General features: G+C 54.7%; 21 protein-coding genes. 7 read left to right on the top strand and 14 right to left on the bottom strand.

What is annotated here, in order from left to right; translation table 11 throughout:
* The first annotated feature begins 33 nt into the window (after nt 1-33).
* Nucleotides 34-1,395 (top strand): NCS2 family permease, encoded by a 1,362-nt coding sequence (locus EJL02_RS04170; protein ID WP_125115161.1) that lies wholly within the window; start codon nt 34-36, stop codon nt 1,393-1,395.
* Nucleotides 1,396-1,531: 136 nt separating this feature from the next.
* Entirely contained in the window at nt 1,532-3,283 is a 1,752-nt protein-coding gene (locus tag EJL02_RS04175) for an S-layer homology domain-containing protein (RefSeq protein ID WP_125115162.1), read from the top strand.
* Between the two features lie 52 nt (nt 3,284-3,335).
* Here EJL02_RS04175 and EJL02_RS04180 read toward each other — a convergent pair whose 3' ends face one another.
* Nucleotides 3,336-4,946: a recombinase family protein gene (locus EJL02_RS04180; RefSeq protein WP_125115163.1), complete on the bottom strand. Its 1,611-nt coding sequence runs from the start codon at nt 4,944-4,946 to the stop codon at nt 3,336-3,338.
* A 247-nt stretch (nt 4,947-5,193) separates the two neighbouring features.
* Between EJL02_RS04180 and EJL02_RS04185 the strand changes: the two genes are divergently transcribed.
* The 4 genes from EJL02_RS04185 (at nt 5,194) to EJL02_RS04200 (ending at nt 7,299) form a co-directional block, all read left to right on the top strand.
* Nucleotides 5,194-5,421 carry a hypothetical protein gene (locus tag EJL02_RS04185; protein ID WP_125115164.1) on the top strand — a complete coding sequence of 76 codons (228 nt, stop codon included), beginning with the start codon at nt 5,194-5,196 and terminating at the stop codon, nt 5,419-5,421.
* Nucleotides 5,418-5,774 carry a dihydropteridine reductase gene (locus EJL02_RS04190; protein WP_125115165.1) on the top strand — a complete coding sequence of 119 codons (357 nt, stop codon included), beginning with the start codon at nt 5,418-5,420 and terminating at the stop codon, nt 5,772-5,774. The genes EJL02_RS04185 and EJL02_RS04190 overlap by 4 nt, the downstream gene beginning before the upstream one ends.
* Nucleotides 5,775-5,794: 20 nt before the next feature.
* Nucleotides 5,795-6,385 carry a TetR/AcrR family transcriptional regulator gene (locus EJL02_RS04195; RefSeq protein WP_125115166.1) on the top strand — a complete coding sequence of 197 codons (591 nt, stop codon included), beginning with the start codon at nt 5,795-5,797 and terminating at the stop codon, nt 6,383-6,385.
* Nucleotides 6,386-6,624: 239 nt separating this feature from the next.
* Entirely contained in the window at nt 6,625-7,299 is a 675-nt protein-coding gene (locus EJL02_RS04200) for an alpha/beta hydrolase (protein ID WP_125115167.1), read from the top strand.
* A gap of 263 nt (nt 7,300-7,562) precedes the next feature.
* Here the strand turns inward: EJL02_RS04200 and galT are convergent, their stop codons facing one another.
* The 4 genes from galT to EJL02_RS04220 all read right to left on the bottom strand — a co-directional run bounded on the left by galT (nt 7,563) and on the right by EJL02_RS04220 (nt 12,876).
* Nucleotides 7,563-9,065 carry a UDP-glucose--hexose-1-phosphate uridylyltransferase gene (gene galT / locus EJL02_RS04205; RefSeq protein WP_125115168.1) on the bottom strand — a complete coding sequence of 501 codons (1,503 nt, stop codon included), beginning with the start codon at nt 9,063-9,065 and terminating at the stop codon, nt 7,563-7,565.
* A 5-nt stretch (nt 9,066-9,070) separates the two neighbouring features.
* Entirely contained in the window at nt 9,071-10,069 is a 999-nt protein-coding gene (galE, locus tag EJL02_RS04210; RefSeq protein ID WP_125115169.1) for a UDP-glucose 4-epimerase GalE, read from the bottom strand.
* A 51-nt stretch (nt 10,070-10,120) separates the two neighbouring features.
* Nucleotides 10,121-11,404, bottom strand: a complete 1,284-nt coding sequence (locus EJL02_RS04215; RefSeq protein ID WP_125115170.1) for a galactokinase — start codon at nt 11,402-11,404, stop codon at nt 10,121-10,123.
* Nucleotides 11,405-11,763: 359 nt separating this feature from the next.
* Complete coding sequence (locus EJL02_RS04220; protein WP_125115171.1) at nt 11,764-12,876, bottom strand: ABC transporter ATP-binding protein; 1,113 nt, start codon at nt 12,874-12,876, stop codon at nt 11,764-11,766.
* 117 nt (nt 12,877-12,993) lie between these two features.
* On the opposite strand from EJL02_RS04220, the gene EJL02_RS04225 reads away from it, so the two are divergent.
* Nucleotides 12,994-13,842, top strand: a complete 849-nt coding sequence (locus EJL02_RS04225) for a PocR ligand-binding domain-containing protein (protein ID WP_125115172.1) — start codon at nt 12,994-12,996, stop codon at nt 13,840-13,842.
* Here EJL02_RS04225 and EJL02_RS04230 read toward each other — a convergent pair.
* Genes EJL02_RS04230 through EJL02_RS04270 form a run of 9 tightly spaced genes read right to left on the bottom strand, consistent with a single transcriptional unit; the run spans nt 13,839 to nt 24,909 of the window.
* Entirely contained in the window at nt 13,839-15,323 is a 1,485-nt protein-coding gene (locus EJL02_RS04230; protein ID WP_125115173.1) for an FGGY-family carbohydrate kinase, read from the bottom strand. The genes EJL02_RS04225 and EJL02_RS04230 overlap by 4 nt on opposite strands.
* 18 nt (nt 15,324-15,341) lie before the next feature.
* The gene (locus tag EJL02_RS04235) at nt 15,342-16,196 is read right to left on the bottom strand and encodes a class II fructose-bisphosphate aldolase (RefSeq protein ID WP_125115174.1); all 855 of its coding nucleotides are present in this window, start codon (nt 16,194-16,196) and stop codon (nt 15,342-15,344) included.
* Between the two features lie 6 nt (nt 16,197-16,202).
* The gene (locus EJL02_RS04240) at nt 16,203-17,222 is read right to left on the bottom strand and encodes an aldose 1-epimerase family protein (protein ID WP_243114398.1); all 1,020 of its coding nucleotides are present in this window, start codon (nt 17,220-17,222) and stop codon (nt 16,203-16,205) included.
* 21 nt (nt 17,223-17,243) lie between these two features.
* Nucleotides 17,244-18,635 carry an L-fucose/L-arabinose isomerase family protein gene (locus EJL02_RS04245; protein WP_125115175.1) on the bottom strand — a complete coding sequence of 464 codons (1,392 nt, stop codon included), beginning with the start codon at nt 18,633-18,635 and terminating at the stop codon, nt 17,244-17,246.
* Between the two features lie 21 nt (nt 18,636-18,656).
* Nucleotides 18,657-19,661 carry an aldo/keto reductase gene (locus EJL02_RS04250; protein ID WP_125115176.1) on the bottom strand — a complete coding sequence of 335 codons (1,005 nt, stop codon included), beginning with the start codon at nt 19,659-19,661 and terminating at the stop codon, nt 18,657-18,659.
* Nucleotides 19,658-21,775, bottom strand: coding sequence for a glycoside hydrolase family 36 protein (locus tag EJL02_RS04255; protein WP_125115177.1), 2,118 nt, complete (start codon nt 21,773-21,775; stop codon nt 19,658-19,660). Before EJL02_RS04255 ends, EJL02_RS04250 begins: the two co-directional genes overlap by 4 nt.
* Before the next feature lie 11 nt (nt 21,776-21,786).
* Complete coding sequence (locus EJL02_RS04260; RefSeq protein ID WP_125115178.1) at nt 21,787-22,614, bottom strand: carbohydrate ABC transporter permease; 828 nt, start codon at nt 22,612-22,614, stop codon at nt 21,787-21,789.
* A gap of 46 nt (nt 22,615-22,660) precedes the next feature.
* Nucleotides 22,661-23,575, bottom strand: a complete 915-nt coding sequence (locus tag EJL02_RS04265) for a carbohydrate ABC transporter permease (RefSeq protein WP_125115179.1) — start codon at nt 23,573-23,575, stop codon at nt 22,661-22,663.
* 29 nt (nt 23,576-23,604) lie between these two features.
* Nucleotides 23,605-24,909, bottom strand: coding sequence for an ABC transporter substrate-binding protein (locus EJL02_RS04270; protein WP_125115180.1), 1,305 nt, complete (start codon nt 24,907-24,909; stop codon nt 23,605-23,607).
* Nucleotides 24,910-25,017: the final 108 nt, after the last annotated feature.

A 25,017-nucleotide genomic window follows, 5' to 3' on the forward strand; every position in this document is an offset into this window, starting at 1 on the left:
AAAAGAGAAACGCAAAAGGGGCTGAAAACAAACATGTTTGAAAAGATGTTCAAACTGACAGACAACCATACCACCGTCCGCACCGAGGTCATGGCAGGCATCACCACCTTCATGACCATGGCATACATCCTTGCGGTCAACCCGAGTGTCCTCGGCTCGACCGGCATGGATACGACCGCCGTTCTGCTGGCCACCGCGCTGGCGTCCTTCATCGGCACGATCTGCATGGCCTTCATGGCCAACCTGCCGTTTGCGCTGTCCGCCGGCATGGGCCTGAACGCCTTCATGGCCTACACGGTCGTCGCCGGCTACGGCTACAGCTGGCAGGTCGCGCTGCTCGCGGTCTTTATCGAGGGCCTGATCTTCATCGTGCTGTCGCTGACCAACGTGCGTGAAGCCATCTTCAACGCCATCCCGCTGACGCTCAAAAAGGGCGTTTCGGTCGGTATCGGCCTGTTCATCGCCTTCATCGGCCTGCAGAACGCGGGCCTGTCGGTCGATTCCTCCACGCTCGTCACCATCACGAGCTTCACCGACAACTTCCACACCGCCGGCATCTGCGCGCTGCTCGCGCTGGTCGGCCTGTTCATCACCGCGGTGCTGTATATCCATAAGGTCAAGGGCGCCATCCTGTTCGGCATTTTGCTGACCTGGATCATCGGCATGCTTTGCCAGCTGGTCGGGCTGTATGTGCCGGACGCGGAAGCGGGCTTCTACACCCTGTTCCCGGCCTTCGGCATGACCGATTTCTCCAAGCTCGGCCTGACCTTCGGCCAGTGCTTCAATGTGGATTTCGGCGCGGTCGGCATCATCAACTTCATCGTCGTCATCTTCTCGTTCCTGTTTGTCGATATCTTTGATACGCTCGGCACGCTGATCGGCGTTGCCACCAAGGCGGACATGCTCGACAAGGACGGCAAGCTGCCCGGCATCAAGCCCGCGCTGCTGTCCGACGCGATCGCGACTTCGGCGGGCGCCATCCTCGGCACCTCGACCACCACGACCTTCGTCGAATCCGCTTCCGGCGTTGCCGTCGGCGGCCGCACCGGCCTGACCGCACTGGTCACCGGCGTGCTGTTCCTGATCTCCACGCTGTTTGCGCCGATCTTCACCGCGATCCCGTCGTTTGCCACCGCGCCGGCGCTGATCATGGTCGGCTTCCTGATGGTCGGCACGGTCACCGAGATCCGCTTCGATCTGGACAACCTGACCGACGCCATCCCGGCTTACCTCGCCATCATCTCCATGCCGCTGTTCTACAGCATCTCGGAAGGCATCTCGATGGGCGTCATTTCCTATGTGCTGCTCAACCTCGCCGCAGGCAAGGGCAAGAAGGTCACCCCGCTCATGTATGTGCTGGCGGTGCTGTTCATCCTCAAGTATATCTTCCTGTAAGCCGATCACTGTACGGACCGCTGTCCCCCTTCGGGGGCGGCGGTCTTTTTTTGCACCAAACCCACAATTGACGGCACGCGGCCTGTCGGGTACAATGGGATAAACCCCTACCCGCATCCCGCAAAGGAGGTACGATATGAGAAAGAGACTATCCGCCCTGCTGCTGGGGCTTGCGCTGCTGCTGTCCAGCCTGCCGCTCGCCGCGGCGGCCGAACAAATGCCTGTGGCCGCAAGCACCGGCGCCAAACTGATCGCGTTCACCTTTGACGACGGTCCCTCGGTCTACACCCCGACGCTGCTCGACGGGCTCAAGGCCCGCGGCGCCAAGGCGACCTTTTTTATGAACGGCGTCAACGGCTCGCACGGCATCGTGAACCACAAATCCGTGCTCACCCGCATGCGCGACGAAGGCCATCAGCTGGCCAACCATACTTACCAGCACCTGATCCCGTTTGACAAATACGGTGCGTCCACCATCGCAAGCGAGGTCAGCCGCGTGGAAAGCCTGCTGTTCGACCGCATGGGCGGCGCGTACACCGACATGGTGCGCACGCCCGGCGGCGCGGTGGGCGGCGCGGTCAAGAGCACAGTCGCCGCGCCCATCATCCTGTGGAGCGTGGACCCGCTCGACTGGAAATACCGCAACGCGAACACGGTATACAACAACATCGTCCGCGGCGCGCACGACGGCGCGATCGTCCTCGTGCACGACATCTACCAGACCAGCGTGCAGGGCGCGCTGCGCGCGATCGACACGCTCAAAAGCCAAGGGTATGAGTTCGTGACCGTCGCCGAGCTGCTGCGCCGCCGCGGCGTCACGCCACAAAACGGCGTGGTGTACACCAGCGCGCCGAACAAGGGTACCAACCTGCCCGCGTATACCGCGCCGACGATTGCATCCACCCCGGGCGACAACGGCGTGACGGTCACGTTTTCCTCGCCCGACAAGGGCGTGACGCTGTACTACACGACCAGCGCCATGACCCCGCACCTCGGCAGTCAAAAATACACCGGCCCGATCACGATCACCCGCGACACGACGTTCTCGGTCGTCGGCATCGACCAGTACGGCACGCGCACGCCGGTGACGACCAAGACCGTGTCCGGCCTGCCGCCCACGGCCGCGCCGACGGTCTCCTATGCAGACGGCATGCTGACGCTGTCCTGCGCTACGCCGGGCGCGTCCATCTACTACACGACCGACGGCTCGACGCCGACCGCGTCCAGCACCCTGTACACCGAACCATTTGCCCCCACGACCACGACCCAGTGCATCGCCATGCTGGACGGGCATCGGAACAGCCCGGTCATCACCTGCACGCTGACCAAATACGGCCGCCTGTTCACCGACGTGCCCGCGGACAGCTGGTACTATGACAGCGTGGGCGAGATCGTGCAGCAGGGCGTGATGAACGGCACGGGCGATTACACCTTCTCGCCCGACACCGTGATGACGCGCGCCATGCTGACCACGGTGCTTTACAACCTCGCGGGCGCGCCCGAAGTGGGCGACAACCTCGGCTATCCGTACGCCGACGTGGACGCGAACGCCTACTATGCCCTGCCCGTCTACTGGGCGCGGCAAAACGGGCTGGTGGAAGGCTATCCGGACAACACCTTCCGCCCGAACGCCCCGGTCACGCGCGAGCAGACCGCGGTGCTGCTCTGCCGGTTCGCCGCCTTCCGCGGCATGGACACCACCGCGCGCGCCGACCTGTCCGTGTACACGGATGCGGCGCAAATCAGCGCCTATGCGCAGGACGCCATGCAGTGGGCGGCTGCCGTCGGGCTGGTAAACGGCCGCACCGCGACCACACTCGTCCCGCAGGGCAGCGCGACCCGTGCAGAGGGCGCGAAGATCCTGACGGGCTTCACCGCACTTTCCTGACCGCACAACCAACAGCCAAACGGGACGCACCATCCACCTCGGTGCGTCCCGTTTATTCGATCCAGTCGATTTGGCAGGGTTCGGGCAGGAATCGGAAGTGAATCACGATTTTCTGCCGTTTGACCCTGCCCTTGTCGGTCTTTTCGTATGTACCCTGCCCGACCTCGATCCGCTCGATCAGCGCAAACAACAAAGCAGGCGTCAGCGTTTCGATCTCCGTATACCGGTGAATGATCGCCCACAGGCGTTCCTGCAACCGTTTTTGGTGTTCCGCCCCGCGATCCGGCGGCAGCGCATCGATCTGCTGCCGCAGCGCGGCCGTTTTGCGCTCATAGCGGTCGAGCAGCGGATAAAAGTTTGTCTCCCCGATTTTTCCTGCCGCGCGGTCCTCATACAGCTGCGCGATCAGGCGCTGCACCTGCTTCTGCTGCTGCGTCAACCGTTCACGCGCGCAGCCCACTTCCCGTCCCCGCTCATCTAAGCGCAAACGGCGCTGCAACCGCTCGAATAATTCGTCACAGTCCTGTTCGGACAGGCAGACATAACGCCGCACCGCCTCCAAGACGCAGCGGTAGAGCGACTCATAGGCGATAAAATGGTTGGAGCATGCCGCAGTGCCCCGGAGTTTGTACGCACCGCAGGCCAGACTCGCCGCCGAGCTTTTCCGCCGCGTGCCGACCGTGGACATCGCCTTGCCGCAGTCGAGGCAAAAGGCCAGCCCGGAAAACAGGTTGGAAAACGCGCCTTTCCGGTCGCAGCGACGGGCCGACCGCTGGCGCTGCACCGCGTCAAAGGTCTGCCGGGAAACCAGTGGCTCATGGCAATCCGGAACGATGATCCACTCGTCCGCCCGCTTTTCGCGCGTCTTTTTACTTTTGAAGCTGATTTTATCGGTCTTGCCCTGCGCGATATGCCCCAGATAGACGACATCCCGCAGCATGCGGCCGACCCCGGCCGACGTCCATTCCCTGCGTTTGGAGTACTGGTCGGGGTTCAGTCCCGGATGCACCAACGCGCGATAGGCCGCCGGCGGCGGCTCGCCGCGCGCATTGAGCCGCCGCGCGATTTCGGCCGGGCGCTTGCCGGATGCCGCCCAAGTGAAGATCTGCCGCACGGTCGCGGCGGCGCGCTCGTCCGGAATCAAGTGGTTTTTGTCCGCCGGGTCTTTCTGGTATCCGTACGGCGCAAAATTGCCGATGAACTTGCCCGCCTGCATTTTGGTGTGCAGCGCGCTGCGGATCTTGCGGCTGGTATCGCGGGCATACATCTCGTTGATGACGTTGCGGAACGGCGCAAGGTCGGTATCCGCCCGCGCGGTGTCAATGCCGTCGCCGACCGCGATCAGCCGCACGCCGTGCGCCGGGAATACCAACTCGAGATACCTGCCGGTCTGGATATAATCGCGCCCGAGCCGCGACAGATCCTTGACCAGCACGACCTCGAACCGGTGCCGCTCCATATCGCGGAGCATAGCCTGAAAGCGTGGGCGGTCAAACCGTGTGCCCGACCAGCCGTCATCCACATACTCCCCGACAACATCCAGTCCCTCCCGCGCCGCGTACGCCCGCAGCAGGCTGCGCTGGTTCTGAATGCTTTCGCTCTCGCCGGGATTGTCATCGTCGCGGCTCAGCCGCAGATACAAAACCGCACGGCATGCTGACATGCTCTTTCCCTCCTGTCACCGCCCAGACGGTCCCGACGGATTATGCCGGTTCCTCGGCCGTTTCTTCCTCAAACTGCGCCGCGATGACGTTCTCGAGCAGCTCGAGCAGGACGCGGCGGGCCTGCGCCGACTGTGCGGTTGTCTCAGTGACGGGCATGGGTTGGCCTCCTTTCCGTTCCGGTACCATCCTATGCGTCCTTCCCACACAAATTGCCTGCGGAAGGGCCGTTTCCTCCTCGGGGCCGGCATGCGCAACCGCCTGCTGCTTTCTTGGGACAAAAAGCAGCCACCGGAACAATCGTTCCAGTGGCTGCCAGCCGCACCCACAGGCGGGCGCTTTCCCATTTTTAATTTTGACCATCACCTGAAATCAGCACAAATTTTGATCCGTGTCGTTGTCTTTCGCCGTAAGATCCTCTATGATTTTATCAGCAGCTGCAAAGAATCCATCATAAAGAGGAGAAGCACACCATGAACACGGATAAAATTTTTGCGGAAGCCATTGCCAATGAATACGCTCCAAAAGACACCTCCAAGGTCGTCGCCCTGAGAAAGCTGGACCGAAAAGCAAAAAGCACGGCCAACATCTTCGCCTACACCTTCGGCGTCGGAATGACCCTGATCCTCGGCCTGGGGATGTGCCTTTCCATGCAGGTGATCGGCGGCGGCATTCTGATGACGGGCATCGGAATCCTTCTGGGGATTCTCGGCATCATCGGCGTGGGTTTAAACTACCCCATCTATAAAAAACTGCTCCGGACAGGCAAAGAAAAGTATGCCTTTGAGATCATGCAGCTCGCCCGAGAAATCAGCGAATCTGCGGAATGAAAACGAAAGGAGGGCGGCCGATGAACAAATCCGAAAGCAAATATTTTAACACCGCCCTGCGGATGGACGAAGCACTCATCACGCTGCTGGAACAGAAAGATTTGGAGTACATCACCGTCAAAGAGCTCTGCCAGCAGGCCGGCGTGAACCGATCCACCTTCTATCTGCACTATGAGACCATCGCCGATCTGGTGAATGAAACACTGGAACGGATCAACCAACGCTTTCTCTCCTATTTCCCCAAGCAGGAAGAAGAGGTTCTGGGCAATATGGACAGCCGGAAGCGGGAAGAACTGGTTCTGGTCACCCGGGAATATCTTTTACCCTATCTTCGCTTCATCCGGGACAACAAAAAGATCTACCGTGCGGCGTTCCGCAATCCGGGCGGCATGCAGGCCTATGCCCGATACGGGGAACTGAAACAGCATATCCTCGGTCCCATTCTGGAACGATTTGCAATTCCAACCGTCCATCGCCCTTATTACATCGCCTACTATGTCGAGGGCATCATCGCCATCATCAAAGAGTGGCTGCGGCAGGACTGTGCGGATGATGTGAAGATGATTGCCGACATCATTGAAACCTGCGTACGGCCAAAGGAGAAACAGTAGGTCAGTATCGAACTCCCCCTCTCACCCGCTTTACCCGTTCCGACTCCGCGACTTTCATTTGCCGCTTCCACAGCTTTCACGCCCTCTCCGAGATGGTGCTCCGCCAGTTTGGCAGGGCTGCCTTCGTCCCCTTGTCAAAAGTACCGGACGGATCTTGCCAAGCCGTTTTTATTTCAGTACAATAGAACCAGCAGGAACACCGCTGCAAAATCCATGAAACGAAAAGCAGGTGAACCCGGATGCGCGTCTTTACCGTCGGTGACAAAACCATCTCCGTTTTCCCCAGCGTCGAACCAAAGGCGCCGGTGATCTATCTCAACACCTTTGCCGATGAGGGACAGAAGGTATTCGAGGCTGCGCAGGCTGCGGGCTGCCCGGCGTTTACGCTGGCGGCAGTCAGCGGGCTGAACTGGGATCACGACATGGCCCCTTGGAACAGCCCGCCCATCTTCAAAAGCGCACAGCCTTGCACGGGCGGGGCGGACGCATATCTGCGGCTTCTGACGGAACAAATCCTCCCGGCGACGGAAAACGCTCTGCCCGCAGCCCCACGGTGGCGTGGGATCGCCGGATACTCCCTGGCCGGGTTGTTCTCCGTGTATGCTATCTACCGGACAGATGTATTTTCCCGCGTGGGCAGCATATCCGGGTCGCTCTGGTTTCCCGGCATAAAAGAATACATTTTTTCTCACAGGCCCAATTGCCGGCCCGACCGCATGTACTTTTCTCTGGGAGACCGGGAGCACAAGACCCGCAACCCGGTTCTGCAAAGCGTCCGGCAGAATACCGAAGCGATTCAGGCGTTTTATCGGGAAAAGGGCATCGACACTGTGTTCCGGCTCAATCCCGGCAACCATCACAACCATGCATCGGAACGCACCGCCGCCGGCATTGCGTGGCTGCTGCGCGGATAGAACGCAGGCGTTGCTTTCCACTGCACGCGCGGTTGCCATGCTGCAAACATAACTTGCACAGTCTCCCCATGGACAAACGATTTCCACCTGAACCAATCCAAAAAAGCGCTTCCTAACCGAGGGACGGAAAAGACCGTCCATTCTCCGTTTGGAAGCGTTTTTTTTGACTTTTCACAACCTGCGGATACGCAAATACATTCATCCGGGCAGGCAAGGGGTCCTCCAGCTATACGCACTTGCCCCCCGCTGCCGGTGGGAGCAGATCAACAGGTACCGACCTGAGAAAGAAATCGCTCAAACGCCTTTTGCCCCGCTGCTGTCCGCTTATATACACCTGCCTGCTCCAGAACCGTGGCAAAAACCTGCCCCACTTCCTCCTGTAATACACGGGTGATGTTGTCCGCCGTTATGCTGCGGCGGCCTGCGATCTCCTCTGCCCACTTTGCATGGGAATCCGTCAGCGGATCGCCACGCAAATCTTGTCCCGCCACCATTTTGTCCGCCACAGCGGATAGTTCCGCCTTGAGACGGGCCGGCAGAACCGCAAGGCCCATCACCTCAATCAAGCCGATATTCTCCTTCTTGATATGATGCAGTTCTTCATGCGGATGATACAGGCCCAGCGGATGTTCCGCTGTCGTCAGGTTGTTGCGCAGGACCAGATCCAACTCATAGTCATCGCCGCGCCTTCTTGCGATAGGGGTGATGGTATTGTGTGAAACACCGTCTGTCTCCGCCAAAATCATCGCGTTTCGATCGGTATAGCCACGCCAGGAGCGCAGAATCCGATCCGCCAATTCGATCAGCCGTGACGGATCTGCCGCAGTCAAACGGATCACCGACATCGGCCATTTGACAATTCCCGCGCGAACATCATCAAATCCGCGAAATGGGATCTCCTTTTCCACGGGAGCCTTCTCCATGGCGAATGTGAAATGTCCGCCCTGGAAATGATCGTGCGCCAAAATGGATCCGCCCACAATCGGGAGATCCGCATTGGAGCCCACGAAATAATGCGGAAACTGACCGACAAAGTCGAGCAGTTTGCAAAAACAGGATCGATCGATTCTCATGGGAACATGCTCGGCATTGAGCACGATACAGTGTTCGTTGTAATATACATACGGCGAATACTGCAAATACCATCGATTTCCGTCTATGTTAATGGGAATCATTCGATGATTCTGTCGGGCCGGGTGGTTGACTCTGCCGGCATAGCCCTCATTTTCGGCACACAACTGGCATTGGGGATACCCAGCGGCCGGCATATTGCGGGCAGCCGCGATCGCTTTGGGATCCTTTTCCGGCTTGGATAGGTTGATCGTGATATCCAAGGTACCATATGCGGTATCCGCCTTCCATTGGATATCCTTTGCAATCCGATCCCGACGGATATAATTGGTCGCCTGACTGAACGAATAATACCAGTCGGTTGCCCGCTGCGGCGAAGCCGCATACAGTGCGCGGAATTTCCAGACCACCTCATGCGGCGGCGGTGTCAGCCGACCCATCAAGCCGGTGTCAAACAGATCCCTGTAAACCACGGAATCCTGCTCCAGCAGCCCTCTGCCGGCTGCGTCATCGGTCAGCTCCCGCAAAACCGCTTCCAGACAAACCGGTTCCTGTGCCGTGTCTTCGGGTTCGGTGTATGTATCCCGCCGCAGCGCGTCCAAAATCGTATTGACAGCCCAGATATGATCCTCCCGCGCAATCAACCCGTTCTCTTCCGCATAGCGGATCAAATCGGCAATCGCACGATCCACCATTTGTTTTACCCCCTTTCCTGTTCATAGCCGGTCGGATGGCTCTGGTGCCACGCCCATGCCGTTTCAATGATGGTTTGCAGACTGTCATATTCCGGCTTCCAACCCAGCACAGTTTTGGCTTTATCGCTCGAAGCAATCAGCTGCGCCGGATCTCCCGCGCGGCGGTCTTCTATCTTGGCGGGAATCGGATGCCCGGTGACACGGCGCGCCTCCTCCAGCACTTCCAGCACAGAAAAGCCCACACCGTTACCCAGATTAAAGACGTCATTCTGTCCGCCCTGCATCAGATAATCGAGTGCCAGAATATGCGCCTGCGCCAGATCACAAACATGGATGTAATCGCGGATGCAAGTGCCGTCCGGCGTCGGATAATCCTTGCCGAAAACAGAGATATGGCTGCGTTTCCCCTGCGGCACCTGCAGGATCAGCGGGATCAGATGCGTCTCCGGATTGTGGGCTTCCCCGATCGACGCATCCGGCTCCGCCCCGCAGGCATTGAAATAGCGCAATGCAACAAAGTGTAAACCATGCGCCGCGGATACCCACTTCATCATGTGCTCCATGGCCAGTTTGGTTTCTCCATAGCAGTTGGTGGGGCAGGTCCTGTCCGTTTCCAAAATCGGCACACGTTCCGGCTCGCCATATGTCGCGGCTGTAGAGGAGAATACGATTTTATCCACACCGTGTGCGACCATGCTCTCCAGCAGGGTTTTGGTGCCGCACAGGTTATTGTCATAATATTTCAGCGGCTTTACCATGCTTTCCCCAACCTGAGAATTTGCCGCAAAATGGATCACGCCGTCAATGTTCTCCTGTTCCAGCAGGCGATCGACAAAGGCGCGGTCACGAATATCACCCTCATAGAATCTTGCTGCGTCCGGTACCGCCGCCCGGAAGCCCGTTTCCAGATTATCGGCAACCACGACATCCCGGCCGGCCTTCACCAGCGCCAGCGCGGTGTGCGACCCGATATATCCTGCGCCGCCCAATACCAAAATTGACATTTCTATCGCCTCCACGCAAAATTTTGTCCGTTCGTTCTCCGTTTCCCCGCCTTACACCAGCGCCGTGCCTCCCATCGGCCGGATTTTTAAGAAATGGCAGCATCCTTTGCCGAGCACCGCTTCCATACCGGCCTGAAACCGCTCCATATTGGCCGTTGGGACAAATGCCTGCACCGTCCCGGCGAAGCCGCCTCCATGCACTCGCACCGCGCCATCGCCGTCCAGCAGCCGTCTGGCCGCGGCAATGGCGATCCCCACCGCCTGCTGCTGCGGTTTTGCAATGCAGTAAAGATTCTGGAGCAGCTCGGCCGAAGAGCGACCGGACCGGTTGATATACTCCAGAAATCCATGAAAATCATTTGCCTCCAGCATCTGTGCTTCGCGATACGCATATGCATTATCCGCAAAGAAATGGATCGCGCGCAGCACGGCGCGGTCTCCGGTCTGCTCACGCACCTGCGCCAAGTCGTTCCACACTTCCCGCGAATCGACCTCGCGCAGATACTCCTTGTCAAAACACTGCGCCACCGCACGCATTTCCTGCGGGATCGCTGCATATTCATCGGTCAGATCCGCATGGTCGGCGCCGGAATCGATAATGCACAGTTCATAACCCGACTGCGCCAAGTCGTAATCGATCCGCTTGACCACCGGCTGCGCCGGATTTTGAAAATCAATCGATACCACGCCGCCCACCGAACTTGCCAGCTGATCCATCAAACCGCAGGGTTTGCCGAAAAACACGTTTTCCGCATATTGGCCAATCTGTGCGATCTCCACCGGCGTCAATGCCCTGTGACAAAACAGATCGTTAAAGATGACGCCGATCAGGACTTCATAAGCCGCAGAGGACGACAGCCCCGACCCGCCAAGCACGGTCGATTGCATCACTGCGTCAAACCCGCCAAGCGAATAACCCATTTCGGATATGCGCGCTGCCACGCCTCGCACCAATGCCGCCGAAGTTGTTCTTTCTTCCACATGCAGTCTCAAATCCTGCAAATCCACTTCCAACGCAGGGTATCCGGCCGACCGAATCCGCACCACGCTGGAACCGTTGGGCGCCACACAGGCCACCGCGTCCAGATCAATCGCCGCCGCCAGCACACGCCCATGCTGATGGTCGGTATGATTCCCTCCGATTTCCGTGCGGCCCGGCCCGGAAAACAGCCTGACCGCTTTGTCCTGTCCGAATTCCTTTTCATATGTATCCATCAACCCAAGCAGCCGTGCATGCAGCGCCGGCAGATCAGCCTGTGAGCCATATACCTCGCGCAAGCGTTCATCCAGGCCACCGCTTGCCAACTGTTTCTTTAAAGCAGAGATCCTTGTCATACTCATATTTTTCCTTTCCGCTGCACCAGCATCAGGCGATTCCTTATGCCGTTTTTATCCCTTAACACCCGTTTCCCCACAAAGAAAACCTCCGGCAGGATGTCCGGAACAACACCACGTCGGAGGTCAACACAAAAGAAAGAGCAGCCTTCCAGTGTGGTTTCACATTCAGCAGTGCACATCGGTTGCTTGCATCCCATTTTTCACTTTATTGCAATTTGCGTCACGCAGGCCGAATCATGTCGTGGAGCGCCCCTGAGGTCGAGATTTTACCCGGTCAAAACTGTGACGATGGAGGAGTTGCGAAACTGCTGATCGGATCACTGGCACCGGCAGGAACTTTTTCTCCTTCCGTTCATTTACAGGATGACATTGGTCGTTTCCGGATCAAACAGCTTCATCTTGTTGGTATCGACAGCCAGACGGATCTTCTCACCCGACTTGGCCATTACGCGCGAAGGCGTACACACCACAACCGGCATGCCAGCGCATTCACCATGCAGATACATTTCCGCGCCCATCATTTCGACTACATCGATATCCACTTCGATTTGCTCGGATTCGTTCACTGCGTTCAGAAAGACCGGTTCCGCATGCATATCCTCTGGACGGATACCGCACACAACCGAGCGATCCACATACTGCTGCAGATCGACGCCCTCCATACGGCCTTCCGGAATGCAGATCCGGTATGGACCGATCTGGACAAAAAATGCCCCGTCCTGATGGATGATTTTCGCATCCAGAAAATTCATCTGCGGCGAGCCGATAAAGCCGGCGACAAACATATTGCACGGATTGTTATACAGGTTTTGCGGGGTATCCGCCTGCTGGATCACGCCGTCTTTCATAACCACAATGCGGTCGCCCATGGTCATTGCCTCCGTCTGGTCATGCGTTACATAGACAAAGGTGGTATCCAGCTGTCTGTGCAATTTGGTGATTTCCGTTCTCATCTGGGTGCGCAGCTTTGCATCCAGGTTGGACAGCGGTTCATCCAGCAGGAATACGGCGGGATCGCGCACCATGGCGCGTCCCAACGCAACACGCTGCCGCTGGCCGCCGGACAGTGCTTTCGGCTTACGATCCAACAGCTGTTCCAAATCCAGGATCTTTGCTACCGCACGCACCTTCTCATCGATTTCCTTCTTGTCCATTTTGCGCAGCTTCAATCCAAAGGCCATATTTTTATACACGGTCATATGGGGATACAATGCATAGTTCTGGAACACCATGGCAATATCGCGGTCCTTCGGCTCAACATCATTGACCAAACGGTCGCCGATATACAGTTCACCGCCGCTGATATCCTCCAAGCCGGCAATCATACGCAGGGTGGTGGACTTGCCGCAGCCGGACGGGCCAACCAAGACGATAAATTCCTTATCTTTGATCTCCAGGTTCAAATCGTTGATAACCTCTACCCCACCAGGATAAACTTTTTTAATATGGCGCAATGAAATACTAGCCATTTGCAATTGCTCCTTCCTTGATTATCCAGAGCCATACACGCTCTTCTTGATTGCTTTTTTCTTTTTTGATATGTTATAATATTTAATATCTCATCCCACAGTCGTAGGTGATTGCTTATGGCCAATTTAGATACGGAAAAACTGAAAAAGTTGCTGCAAAGTTTTTATCACTTAACTGGCCTGCGCATCGTCATTTTCGATAATTCATTTCATGAAATTCTGGGCTATCCGTTTGAGCATTGCAGTTTCTGTTCCCTCATCCGCTCCAATGAGACCGCGCTGCAAAAATGTTTTGCATGCGACGAAGCAGCCTGCAAGGTTTGCCAGCATACCAACGAATTATATTTGTATACCTGTCATGCCGGGCTGTCCGAAGTGGTTTCTCCCATTTATTACAACAACACGATTATCGCATATCTGATGTTTGGCCAGATCTGCAACTATCCGGACAAAGACGCCGTCTGGCCGTTTATCCGGGAACGCTGTAAAGACTACGCCATTGACATAGAAGCATTGAAACAGGCTTTTTTCAAAAAGCAATATGTTTCTGTGGAAACACTGCATGCTGCTGCCAATATCATCGAAGCCTGTACCGCATACATTCACCTTTCCGAACTGATTCGGCAGGATTCAAACGATTTGCCGTCCCAGATCAACCAGTACATCATATCTAACTTGGATAAAGTGCTGACCGCCGACTCCATCTGCCAGGAGTTCCACATCAGCCACTCCCGGCTTTACCGGATCTCGGAACAGCTTTACGGCTGCAGTATCGGCAAACAAATCAAAAAGCTGCGCATTCAGGCCGCGCAAAAACTTCTGCGTGATTCTGATTTGAATATCAGCGAAATCGCAACCCGAATCGGCATCTATGATTACAATTATTTCACGAAATATTTCAAACAGGCTACCGGCGTAACCCCCAGCCTATATCGCGCATCCAGTTCCGCAAACACCGATCTTTAAATCCCGATATATTTGGTCGCGGCATAAATCTTTTTATACACATTGTAGTAATGCATATAAATCTCATGCGCCTCCGACCGCGGATGATATTCTTTTCCCAATTTCACCAATTTCTCCTGGGCTTGCTGGATATTTTCATAAATGCCGCACGCAACGCCCGCCAGCATGATGCATCCCAATGTACCCGATTGGGCACTGCCCAACGTGACAATCTTGCAATTCAAAATGTCCGCTTTCATTTGCAGCCACACCTCGGACGTGGCCCCGCCGCCTGTCGCGCGCAGCTCGGTGATGTAGACACCCGCCTCCTGCAAACGCTCCAGATTGAGCAGCATTTCATAGGTCACGCCTTCCATCAGCGCCCGGTAGATCTCTTCCGCTGTTGTATCCAAGGACAGCCCCAGGATCGCACCCTTCGCATCGATATCCATATACGGCGTTGCTGCACCCGCAAAATACGGCAACACCAACAGGCTGGAGGGTGAATCGCCAAGCTTCTGATTCATGTGTTCATAAAAATTCATTCCACGCTGCTTAGCCACGATCGTTTCCAGCGCGCCGAATTGATCCCGGTACCAGCGCAGCAGGGCACCGCCTGTAAAGGAAAATGCATAGCATACAAAGCTGTTCGGGAAAACATACGGAACCACCGCATAATTGTTTTTCTGCAGTTTGACTGTGTCGGGTTTTCGGCTGAACATCGATGTGATACATTCCACAGTGCCCGTACCATCCACCGCCATACCATCTTTTGCAATACCGGTCCCCAGGCTTGCTGCGATCTGATCGTGACACCCTGTCACAATCATGATATCCTGTGACAGGCCCAGGTCGGCCGCAACCGATTTGCGAATCATTCCTGCCTTTGTGCCGCTTGGCACCGTGGGCGGGAATTTGTTTTTTTCAATGCCTGCATACTCCAATATCTCATCGCACCAGTCCAGCTTGTGGATATCAAAGGCCATGGTACGCGCAGCCAGGGAGTAATCCATCTGTGCCACTCCGCTGAGCATATATACGATATAATCTGCGAAAAGGAAGATCCGCGATACTTTTTTGCATAATTCCGGTTGATTTCGGGAAACCCACATCAACTTGCAGATAGAATACATGGAATGCGGCGCCGTACCTGTCAGCTGAGCAATCCGATCCGCGCCCATCTTGCGGATCAATTCTTCGCATTCGGCTTGCCCGCGTGTATCCGTATACAGAATCGTCGGCATCACCGGGCGGTCATTTTCATCCAGCAGCACCGGCGCTTCTCCAAACGAGGTCACACTGATCGCCTGCAGCGGGAAGCCTCTGGCGGCGCCGGTCAAAACCTTCTTGACGCTGTGCCAAACTATCTCAGGCTGCAATGATCCATAGGACCCCTCCACCTCGGCAAAATACTCGTCATAACATTCCGCAAGAATCGTGCCGTCCACATCACAAACCGTGCATTTACAGCCTGTCGTTCCAACATCAATGCCAGCTATCATATTTCCACCTCCTACAGATCACATCACCTGCATATTGAATACTTGCAACGCACGTTTGACATTCTGCTTCATTGCCTGCATGCCGACAGTGAAAATATCATGGAAATAAACCGGCTGGTCACCGGATCGCTGCATCATTTCCCGGACCGCTTCTCCGCCTGCCTTTGCCATATAAGTATAATAATTGATCTTACGCACGCCTCTGGCGATCACCGCGCGATAGTCATCCTCGCTGACGCCCGAACCCCCGTGCATGACCAGCGGAAGCGAAACACGCTGCCGCACCCCTTCCAGAACGCCCATATCCAGTTTGGGTTCTTTCAGATACAGGCCATGTGCCGTACCGAACGAACAGGCCAGCGCATCGATGCCGGTTTCCTTGACAAAGCGCTCTGCATCTTCCGGATCCGTATAGATCTGCGCGCCTTCGCCGTCGTCCGCACCGCCGCATTCTCGTTTGCCCAGTGTACCGATCTCCGCTTCCACGGATGCGCCATACGCCTTGGCCATTTCAACGACCTGACAGGTTTTGGCCACATTTTCCTCAAACGGCAGCAGTGATCCGTCATACATTGCCGAGGTAAATCCCAGTTTGAACGCCCGTGCGATATAATCAACGCTCTCGCCATGGTCCAAGTGAACGCACACCGGAATGCGTGCCTTCTCAGCCTTTTCCAGCATGACCGGCCCGATGATATCCAGCGGCATGATCTCTTCATGCACCTGCGCATGCATCAGGATGACAGGTACATTCAACTCCTCCGCCGCACCCAGAACCGCTAAAATGCTCTCGAGATTCGGCGTATTAAACGAACCGACTGCAACCTGATTGTTTTCTGCATCTTTTAATACTTCTTTTAACGTTACTAACATATTTTCTCACTCCTGATTGATACGGGTAAAACCATTTCGCCAATCCGATTCATTCCGGAAAAAATGCAAATCGATGCAGTACGAAACTTCTTCACCCGGCTGCAGTTGTGCTAGGTTCCCGGACTGACGCATCTTATCCCGTCCATCCGGGTGGCAATTCCCAGGTTCCAGACCAAGCACATATTCGCGTTCGCCCATCATTTTCCACTGCACAAAATAGGGCAATTGCTTCGCATCATAAGATATCACAAGCCCCTTTTGGACCGCCGGATTATAAATACCGGCCAGTCCCTTGTCAGTAAACTGATGATAGAAGCATTCTTCTTCAAATTGCGGCTGCGGTTTGGTGATTTCCTGCCAATGGGAAATTCCCTTTTCCGCTTTTGCCGTTCTGCCCGAAACATGTTCGGAGGGAATGGCAAGTTCTGCGGTTTCACTGAGCAGCGGATAACCCATATTCATGTGATACAGCACCATGCACGGGCTGATCCGATCGCCTTCATTGACAATCCGATCCCGGATGCTCAGGCAGTTGTCCTGCGTCGAACAGGTAATGGTCCGATACAGAACCAGCTTTCGTCCGAACATTTCGGATTGATCGATTTTGGCCTGTATCACGATCGCGTCCTCTGTTTGATGCGTCTGTATGCTTTCCGCAGGCGTGTTGCCCACAGAACCGTGCAGCGGCGTATCCTCCCCTTCATCATGGCAGGGGGTTCCGACCGCGTAAAGACCGCATGTCGTCAGGAACCCCGCGGTAAACGATTTGAGAAAACCGTTTCCAACACCGTCATAATACGATGGTGCAACATACCCCACCGGAGAAAAATATCCCAGATTGACGCCGTCAACGCTGAGCCGGGAAATATCCGCGCACCGGTCGGCCGAGACGGTAAATTCCAGTCCTCTGCCGTTGCGCACCAGGAAAAGCCGCATACCGTCTCCGCGGCCGCCGACCAAGCGGTGTTCTTCTACGCCGGATACCTGACTCATGTGGCCAATATACGCTTTATCCAACCAAACCACTCCCTTCCGCACATGAACCGATCAAAAACGTGTTACTTCATAACCCAGATACGTTTTCATTGCTTCTTCCATGGCATCCGCATAATGGCCTGCGGTAATGGTGGTGTGATGACGGAAACCGTTTCTGGCCATATAAAGGATTTTCTTCTGGAGATCGTTGATTTCCGCAACGCCCGCGCAGCCGAAATACTCTTTTTCGATCGGCTCACCGGTCATTCTGCCTTCATCCACATAAGTGTAAAGCAAGCCGTTTTCCGTTCTTGCACTGGCATACGTCATTGGCATGGCGGCAATACGGCCCTCGTTGACACCCCAGCCATAGTCCGGGCCATTGCCCTTGGCGAACATCTTATGCACGCCAACGGTGCCCTTATCTTCCATCAGTCCCTGCGCCGTGGAGCCACAGTGGAACAGGATACACTTGTTTTCATCGTCGCCATAGTTGTTATTCCAGTCGAGGCATGCCGCCGGCTTCTGGGAAGCCTGCGCCAGAATTTCCATCGTGATGGTGTTGGCAACATCCATCTCGCAGGACGCCACAATGCCGCGGTCGTTCAGTTCGCTGAGCAGCACACAGGGAGCGATGCCGAATTCCTGATGCATCTCATTCCAGCAGCGGATCGAAACGCTGTCAAAATGGTATTGCTCGATCATATCATCAATTGCGACCGACATTTTTGCCAGAATCTGCATTTTCTCATCCGGTACCTTGCAGAAATTGCAGTATTTCCTGAGCGATTCCACCTTATCCTTGACCGCGCCGCGCGTATCGGGCATGCTGCGGATTCTGGAGAACAGTTCGCTCAGATCGTAGGATTCATAAGTAACGCCGTACCGCTGCAGTGCCAGCTCGTCAAACCGCACGGTCTTGAACAGCGTGGTACGCGCACCGATGCCGCCGATCGTATACCGTTTCATGCGCTTGACAATGCGGCATACCGCGGCAAAATCGTTCAGATTTTTCTGGAATGCATCGGAGGACGGGTGTACGACATGCGGCGGGAAGATCGTGTAGGGAATCTTATACTGATAAAACATGTCTTCAATGCTGAACTTGCCGCAGAATGCGTCCCGGCGATTGGCAAAATCCATCTTGCCGAATTCATCGGGATACGCCTGCAGGAAAATCGGCACGCCTGCGTCCCGTACCGCCGGGATGGCGCCGTTCTCATCGCCGAAATTCGGCAGGCTCATGATTACGCCGTCATACTCCCCGCGGTGCGCTTCCAGAAACGCCGCATACTTACGGCCTTCATCCACTGTTTCCACTGCGCCAAACTTGGTTGCATCCGGGTCCATTTCAATATAGCTATGTCCGGCTTTTTTAACCGCTTGTTCGACTTCCTCCCGCGCGCTTGCAATCAGCGATCCAGGGAAAAAACCTCGATTCGCAAAATATAATGCAAAAACCATTGTTTACACCTCCGTTTTATCTCATTTCCCAAATTTCTCGACAAACGCCTTATCCATTGTCAATTCACTTGCGCTTACCAGTCCTGCTACCTGCTCCGGAACATCCACCGAGGAAAGCGCAATGACTTGGAACGGCTGGCTGAACAGATAGGCAATCGACAGCGCGAAAATGGACGTCCCCTCTTGTTCATGCCGCCGGCACAGTTCCTCGTAAATATACAGATTGCGTTCATTGAGGAATTCATCCAACAGCGGCTGAGGAAGATTGATGTCCCCGGCAGGCGCAATGACCTTGCCGTCTTTCGCCACAACACCAGCCTGATACAGTCTGTCAAAAAGGCCGGAGGCCGTGGACGAATACGGGATCAGCGGCATGCCTGTCTGCACATGCCATTTGTATTCCTCCTCGCTCACTGCAACCGTTGTATTGTCATTCCCAACGCCATAGGCGCTTTTTTTCCTTGCAAGGCTCCATTGATTGGACACCGCGCAAAAGCCCTGTATATGGTTTTCCGCAGCACACTTTTCAAATTCCCGCAAACGCGCAAGCGTGAAGTTGGATGCTCCATAATAACGGATCTTACCTTCCGTGCGCAGTTGTTCCAGCAGCGCCAGGATGTCTTCTGCCGGCACTGTCGGATCATCCCGATGCAGCCAATACAGATCGATGCAGTCCCGGTGCAGCGTTTGCAGGCTCTCCTCCAAATCCTTTCGGATTTCGGATTCCCTGATGCGGGAAACCTGCGGTGCTGCGAAATCATAATGACCGCCTTTGGTCGCGACAACGATATCCGAGGCCTTGGCTGTTTTGAGCCACTCCCCCAGAATTTGTTCCGCGCAGTTGCCCGCGCCCGGGATCCATTTGCAGTAGGCATTTGCGGTATCAATAAAATTGCCGCCCAGTTCGCAATAACGGTCCAGAATCTCAAAAGCGGATTTTTTATCAATCCGATCCCCGAACGATCCGGTACCCATGCTGATATTGCTCACACGCAAATCCGTGTTTCTCAGTGTCACATATTTCATGCGTCATCCTCCGCATCCAACCGTTCCAATACAAAAATTCTTGCCGAGACAGAGGCCGGAAGCACCGCGCTCAGACTGCCCTGTTCCCGATTCCATTCACACTTGGCGGGCAGGGATTGCGGATAAAAGCAACTTGCTTTGACCGGCTTGCCCTTCCACTGAGGAACCGGCAGCGAAATCGTCCCCGTTTTGCTGTTGCATCTCCAAACAGCAAGGAAAATACGCTTTTCCGTTTCCATACCGAGACTGATCCATTCGTCGCCCAGTGCCGACAGCCCGATCGGCCAGAACGGCAGGAAGTGCGGCACATCCATCCGCAGCTGCTTATAGCAGGCAATGCCTTCCTGGATGAGCTTACGGCACGCCGGCGCAATCACATCCGGTCTGCCGCTTTGATGAATCCGCATCAGCATTGCATTGACCATGTTGAATGCGGTTTGTTCCTCCGTGCTGTCCGCCAGCGGATAAGACCAGACACCAGCCTGTTCTGGCGTCACTGCGCTCGGCGCGTTGGCTGCAATGGATGCTGTATAGATGTAATCCTCCTGATCGCTCGTCGACTGGAGCGGGTAGCGCGCCAGCATGGCGTAATCCATACGCAAACCGCCGCTCGAGCAGTTCTCAATCACCAGATCCGGATAGCGGTCCATGATGGATTCCAGCCACCGCAGATACGCACGGTTGTGGGACAGCAAACCGTCTCCAAAGCTGTCGGCATCGGCCTCTGTGCCTACGCCGGCCTCAATATTGTAATCGATCTTGAAATATCCCACGCCATACTCTTGAATCAGACGATCTATGGTTGCATCCATATAGCGGATCACTTCCGGATTTCTGAAATCCAGCTGATAACGGGAACGTTCCTGCACCGCTTTGCCGTGCCGCGTAAAAAACCAATCGGGTTTCACCTGTGCGACCATCGGCGAGTGAATGCCCATCACTTCCAGTTCCAGCCACAGGCCAGGGATCATTCCCTTGCTGCGGATATAGTCCATCACTTCTACCAGCCCGTTGGGGAAGCGTTCCCGGCTTTCCTTCCACTCGCCGACGCTGTCCCACCAATAGCCGGACGAATACCATCCGCCGTCTACAACGAAGTATTCACAGCCCAGTTCCGCTGCCGTGTCAATCAGCTTCCGTTCTTTTTCTGTGGTCGGATCTGCAAACAGGCAGTTCATATAATCATTGAAGATCACACTTACTTTTACATGATCCGGATGACTGCGGCGAATTCTGCGTCTGTACTTGGTCATTTCGCCAACAGCTTGCGAAAAACTGCCATTGACTGCGGAAACTGCCACCGGAACAGAAACAAATTGCTCGCCCGGTTTGAGGGACTTCCACCAGTGATTGTCGCTTTCGGTGGGGCCGGACAGCAGCAGATAATAATATCCGGTCTGATCTCCGATCTCCCAATGCCAGGAGCCGTTATTTTCAATCTGCCAGAGAAGCGCCGCACCGGTTTCCGTGTTTTCCAGATAACCCATCGGGAGATAGGACTTGGTAGACCAAGTGCCGGTATTGCCGACGGCCAGCGCGGTTGCGGAATGCTGCCGCTGCCGGATCTGGCTGCTGGTGAGGCCCACCTCGGGGAAAGAATAGGATTTCCACTGTGCCTCACGGCACCAGGTGTTGTGCGGGATCCATACGCGCATCTTGTCCTCCGGCGCAGACAATCCACCTCTTTCCACACCAGTCAAAGCAAAAGAGGATACATATTCAATCCCCAAATCGCGGGAACCGATATTTTCCAGTTCGGCCCATGCGCGCACGGTCTGAACTCCATCATAAAACTGATAAACCTGACGTGCCTGCAAGCCCATCACAGGTTCCTGCATATAGAACGTAATGCGCCGTCCATTTTCATTTCTTTCATCCGTATGGCGGAGATATTGCAGTCTCCAACCAGCGCTGGTTACGGCATGGCGGATGCCATTCCGTTCCGGTTCACAGTTTTCCCCTGTGACCTGTACTTCCATCGTGTAAAATCCCTCTTGCGGCATTTCACTTTCCCGGAAAGCCTGCGCTGAAAAATGCAGCAGCTGCACCTGCAGATTATCGCAGATCCGCCAGACCGCATAAATTCCGTTTTCATACAGCTCGATTTGTTTCATGCGCTTTCACCTCAGAGTTTACCGCCGGACGTTGCAATGCCTTCTACAAACTGCTTCTGGAAAATCAGGTAAATGACGATCATCGGGATGCACGCCAGCAGCGATGCCGCCATCAGCTCCGGATAATCAGACGAGAAGGTGCCCTGCAGCTTGGCCAGCGCCGAAGCCAGCGGCATCGTTGCCTGATTGGTGTTGACGACCAACGGCCACATCAGATCCTTGAATGCGAACAGCGCAGTAAAGATGCCCAGTGCCACCATGCCGGATTTGGCCAGCGGCAGCATGATAAACAGGAAAGTCTGTCCAACATTGCACCCATCCAAACGGGCGGATTCCTCCAGCTCCTTGGGCAGATTGATGAAGTTCTGCCGCATCAGGAAGGTACCAAATGCCGTCACAAGGCCGGGGAAGATCAGCGCGAAAATACTGTTCTGCGCGCCAAGTGCATTGATCATCAGGTACTGCGGGATGATGAAGATCTGCGTCGGAATCATCATCTGGAAAATAACCAGTGTAAACAGCAGCTTTTTGCCCTTGAACTCCAACCGTGCAAACGCATAGCCTGCCATCGTTGCCGTCAATACCGCACATACCACGCGGCCTACGATCATCCAGATGGTGTTCCAATAAAGCTGCGGAATATCCATTTTTGCGATCGCGCTTTCAAAGCCGTCCAGCAGCCACTTCGAAGGGAAGATGACAAAAGGATTCACCTGCGTTGCCTCTGTAACCGATTTGAACGCCGTCAGAACCATCCAAATAAAGGGAACCAGCATCACAACGGCACCAATGGAAAGCAAACAGATCGCCAAAATATTTTTGCTTCGTTTTTTGCCCATAACGTCTCCTTTCCCAAGTTCAAACCATCGTCGGTTTCTTCTTTTCTCAGTTATAGTGCACCCATTTCTTTTCCAGGTAATTCTGGAACAATGTGATGACCATAATAATCATAAGAAGCAGAATAACGATCGTTGAACCGTAACCCTTATTGCCTTCGATGAAGGAATAATTATAGAACAGGTATACCAGCGACTGCGTTTCTCCCAATGCGGGGTTGCTCAGATCCATCATCATATAGATCACGTCAAACACCTGCATCGCCGCAATCAGGCGTGTAACCAGGACGAAGAACAGGGTCGGCGAAAGCAGCGGGATTGTAACGTTGAAAAACTGCTGCACCGAATTTGCCCCGTCAATACGGGCCGCCTCATAATAGTCCTTCGGGATTTCCTGCAGGCCCGCCAAAAACAGCACCATGTTGTATCCAATCACCGACCAGATGCCAACCACAGCCACCGAGTAAATCGCGATCTTAGGATCGGAAATCCAATTGACCGGCCCGAATCCAAAGATGCCCAGAATATGATTGAGCAAACCGAACTGACTGTTATACAGCCACCGCCAAACCATTGCCACGGCAGCGGGTGCCGCAATCATGGGTAAGAAATAAATGGTGCGGAATGCCACCCGGCATTTCATTTTGCGGTTTAAAAGCACTGCCAGCAGCAAGGCGATGACAATCGAAATCGGCACTTCAACAATCGTATACCGGATCGTATTCCATACGGCCTGCCAAACGGAAGAATCATGGATCAGTGTGATATAATTCTGCAATCCAATGAAAATGTTTCCTTTTCCAAAATCGCCTGTTTTGAAAAAGCTCTGGTAAATGGTTTGAAAAATAGGAATGATATTCAGAACGATTAAACCAAGTATGGTGGGGAGCACCATAAGGTATCCCCACCATGCTTCGTTACGCTTTTTCGCAGAATATCTTACGGCTTTATTTTTTCCGCTCATGGTATTCCTCCTGCGAATTGCATTTTTTGTTAATTGGTTTCTTTCAAAATCTGATTCATCTGCTCTGCAATGTTCTTGCAGGTCTCTTCCGGCGTCTTTTCACCCGTGAAGCCCGCGCCAATCTCTTCCTTGATCATATTGGCCCAGTTGACCGTACGGCGGGAGTGCGGGAAAATCACCATCGTGTCATCCATAACATCCAGATACGCCTGCAGATTGAACTCAGGATGTGCATTGATCCAGTTATCCGAAGTACCTTCCCAAGCCGACATCATAACGCCCAGATCGGACTGCATCTGCTGTGCTTCCTGCGAGCCCAGATACTCAATGACCTTCCAAGCCGTTTCCGGATCAGAGGAGTTTGCCGGAGCCGCCCAGGCAACGCCATTGTAAATGGTGGTGCGGACATTGTTCGGACCCATCGGCTTGATCACAACATCGCAGTTTTCCTTCACATATTCGTTGTTCGTCAGGTCGTTTACCTTCCAGGAGCCCTGCAGCGTCATCGCTACCTGGCCGGACATGAACAGCGTGCAGTCGCCGTTTTCCACCAGCGTCGTGTACGGCGGCATATAGCCGTTCTTCTCCATATCCATCAGGACGGTGAGGCCCTCAATGGTGCCCGGCTGGTCAAAACCGGAGGTCTGCTGGTCGTCCGAAAGGACATATCCGCCGTAATCGTAAATGATGTTGTAGTAACCGCCCTGATCATTATCCGGGCTGACTGCGAAACCATACTGGCTGCCGTCCGCCTTCGTCAGCTTCTGGGCTGCTGCCGCAACGTCTTCCCAAGTCCAGGTATCATCCGGATACGCCAGACCGGCTTCGTCAAACATCGTCTTGTTGTACCAAAGCGCTACCGTATCAATGTCCTTCGGAATGCCCAGCTGCGCGCCGTCCTCATTCTGATACAGACTTACGATATCCTGCGGATATTTGCTCATATCAATTTTATCGCTCTTGGAAATGTAATCGGTCAGATCGAGCAGCATATCATTTTCTGCATACTTGGCAATTTCATTGGAATGCATAATGAATACATCCGGCATCGAACCGCCAGTCGCTGCAGCTTCCAGCATGGTCCAGTACTGATCCCAGGGGGTCACCTCGATGCGGGTCTCAATACCGGTTTCTTCGGTAAATTTCTTAAGGATTTCGGTAAACCCAGGCTCCTGCGGAGAATCCCACATGGCAACCGTGATCACATCGCTGCTGCCACTGGACTGCGATGCATCCGAATTTGCCGCATCCTGATCTGTGGATGTCTGGCCGCAGCCAACCAAACCCGCCAGCATCGCTGACAAAAGCGCCCAACCAATCAATCGTTTTTTCATTTTCTGACACTCCTTTTCAATTCCTGCTGATTACCTTGTCACTCTTCTCTTCATAAGAATCATGTCCTTAACGACAAACGAATCTTACCATAGGATTCTTTTTGAGAA

The organism is Agathobaculum sp. Marseille-P7918 (genome assembly GCF_900625105.1).
GTDB lineage: Bacteria > Bacillota > Clostridia > Oscillospirales > Butyricicoccaceae > Agathobaculum.

Excerpts from the sequence above, each read along its gene's own strand:
- EJL02_RS04170 (WP_125115161.1), top strand. The coding sequence starts at position 34 with ATGTTTGAAAAGATGTTCAAACTGACAGACAACCATACCACCGTCCGC.
- EJL02_RS04175 (WP_125115162.1), top strand. The coding sequence starts at position 1,532 with ATGAGAAAGAGACTATCCGCCCTGCTGCTGGGGCTTGCGCTGCTGCTG.
- EJL02_RS04180 (WP_125115163.1), bottom strand. The coding sequence starts at position 4,946 with ATGTCAGCATGCCGTGCGGTTTTGTATCTGCGGCTGAGCCGCGACGAT.
- EJL02_RS04185 (WP_125115164.1), top strand. The coding sequence starts at position 5,194 with ATGCGCAACCGCCTGCTGCTTTCTTGGGACAAAAAGCAGCCACCGGAA.
- EJL02_RS04190 (WP_125115165.1), top strand. The coding sequence starts at position 5,418 with ATGAACACGGATAAAATTTTTGCGGAAGCCATTGCCAATGAATACGCT.
- EJL02_RS04195 (WP_125115166.1), top strand. The coding sequence starts at position 5,795 with ATGAACAAATCCGAAAGCAAATATTTTAACACCGCCCTGCGGATGGAC.
- EJL02_RS04200 (WP_125115167.1), top strand. The coding sequence starts at position 6,625 with ATGCGCGTCTTTACCGTCGGTGACAAAACCATCTCCGTTTTCCCCAGC.
- galT (WP_125115168.1), bottom strand. The coding sequence starts at position 9,065 with ATGGTGGATCGTGCGATTGCCGATTTGATCCGCTATGCGGAAGAGAAC.
- galE (WP_125115169.1), bottom strand. The coding sequence starts at position 10,069 with ATGTCAATTTTGGTATTGGGCGGCGCAGGATATATCGGGTCGCACACC.
- EJL02_RS04215 (WP_125115170.1), bottom strand. The coding sequence starts at position 11,404 with ATGACAAGGATCTCTGCTTTAAAGAAACAGTTGGCAAGCGGTGGCCTG.
- EJL02_RS04220 (WP_125115171.1), bottom strand. The coding sequence starts at position 12,876 with ATGGCTAGTATTTCATTGCGCCATATTAAAAAAGTTTATCCTGGTGGG.
- EJL02_RS04225 (WP_125115172.1), top strand. The coding sequence starts at position 12,994 with ATGGCCAATTTAGATACGGAAAAACTGAAAAAGTTGCTGCAAAGTTTT.
- EJL02_RS04230 (WP_125115173.1), bottom strand. The coding sequence starts at position 15,323 with ATGATAGCTGGCATTGATGTTGGAACGACAGGCTGTAAATGCACGGTT.
- EJL02_RS04235 (WP_125115174.1), bottom strand. The coding sequence starts at position 16,196 with ATGTTAGTAACGTTAAAAGAAGTATTAAAAGATGCAGAAAACAATCAG.
- EJL02_RS04245 (WP_125115175.1), bottom strand. The coding sequence starts at position 18,635 with ATGGTTTTTGCATTATATTTTGCGAATCGAGGTTTTTTCCCTGGATCG.
- EJL02_RS04250 (WP_125115176.1), bottom strand. The coding sequence starts at position 19,661 with ATGAAATATGTGACACTGAGAAACACGGATTTGCGTGTGAGCAATATC.
- EJL02_RS04255 (WP_125115177.1), bottom strand. The coding sequence starts at position 21,775 with ATGAAACAAATCGAGCTGTATGAAAACGGAATTTATGCGGTCTGGCGG.
- EJL02_RS04260 (WP_125115178.1), bottom strand. The coding sequence starts at position 22,614 with ATGGGCAAAAAACGAAGCAAAAATATTTTGGCGATCTGTTTGCTTTCC.
- EJL02_RS04265 (WP_125115179.1), bottom strand. The coding sequence starts at position 23,575 with ATGAGCGGAAAAAATAAAGCCGTAAGATATTCTGCGAAAAAGCGTAAC.
- EJL02_RS04270 (WP_125115180.1), bottom strand. The coding sequence starts at position 24,909 with ATGAAAAAACGATTGATTGGTTGGGCGCTTTTGTCAGCGATGCTGGCG.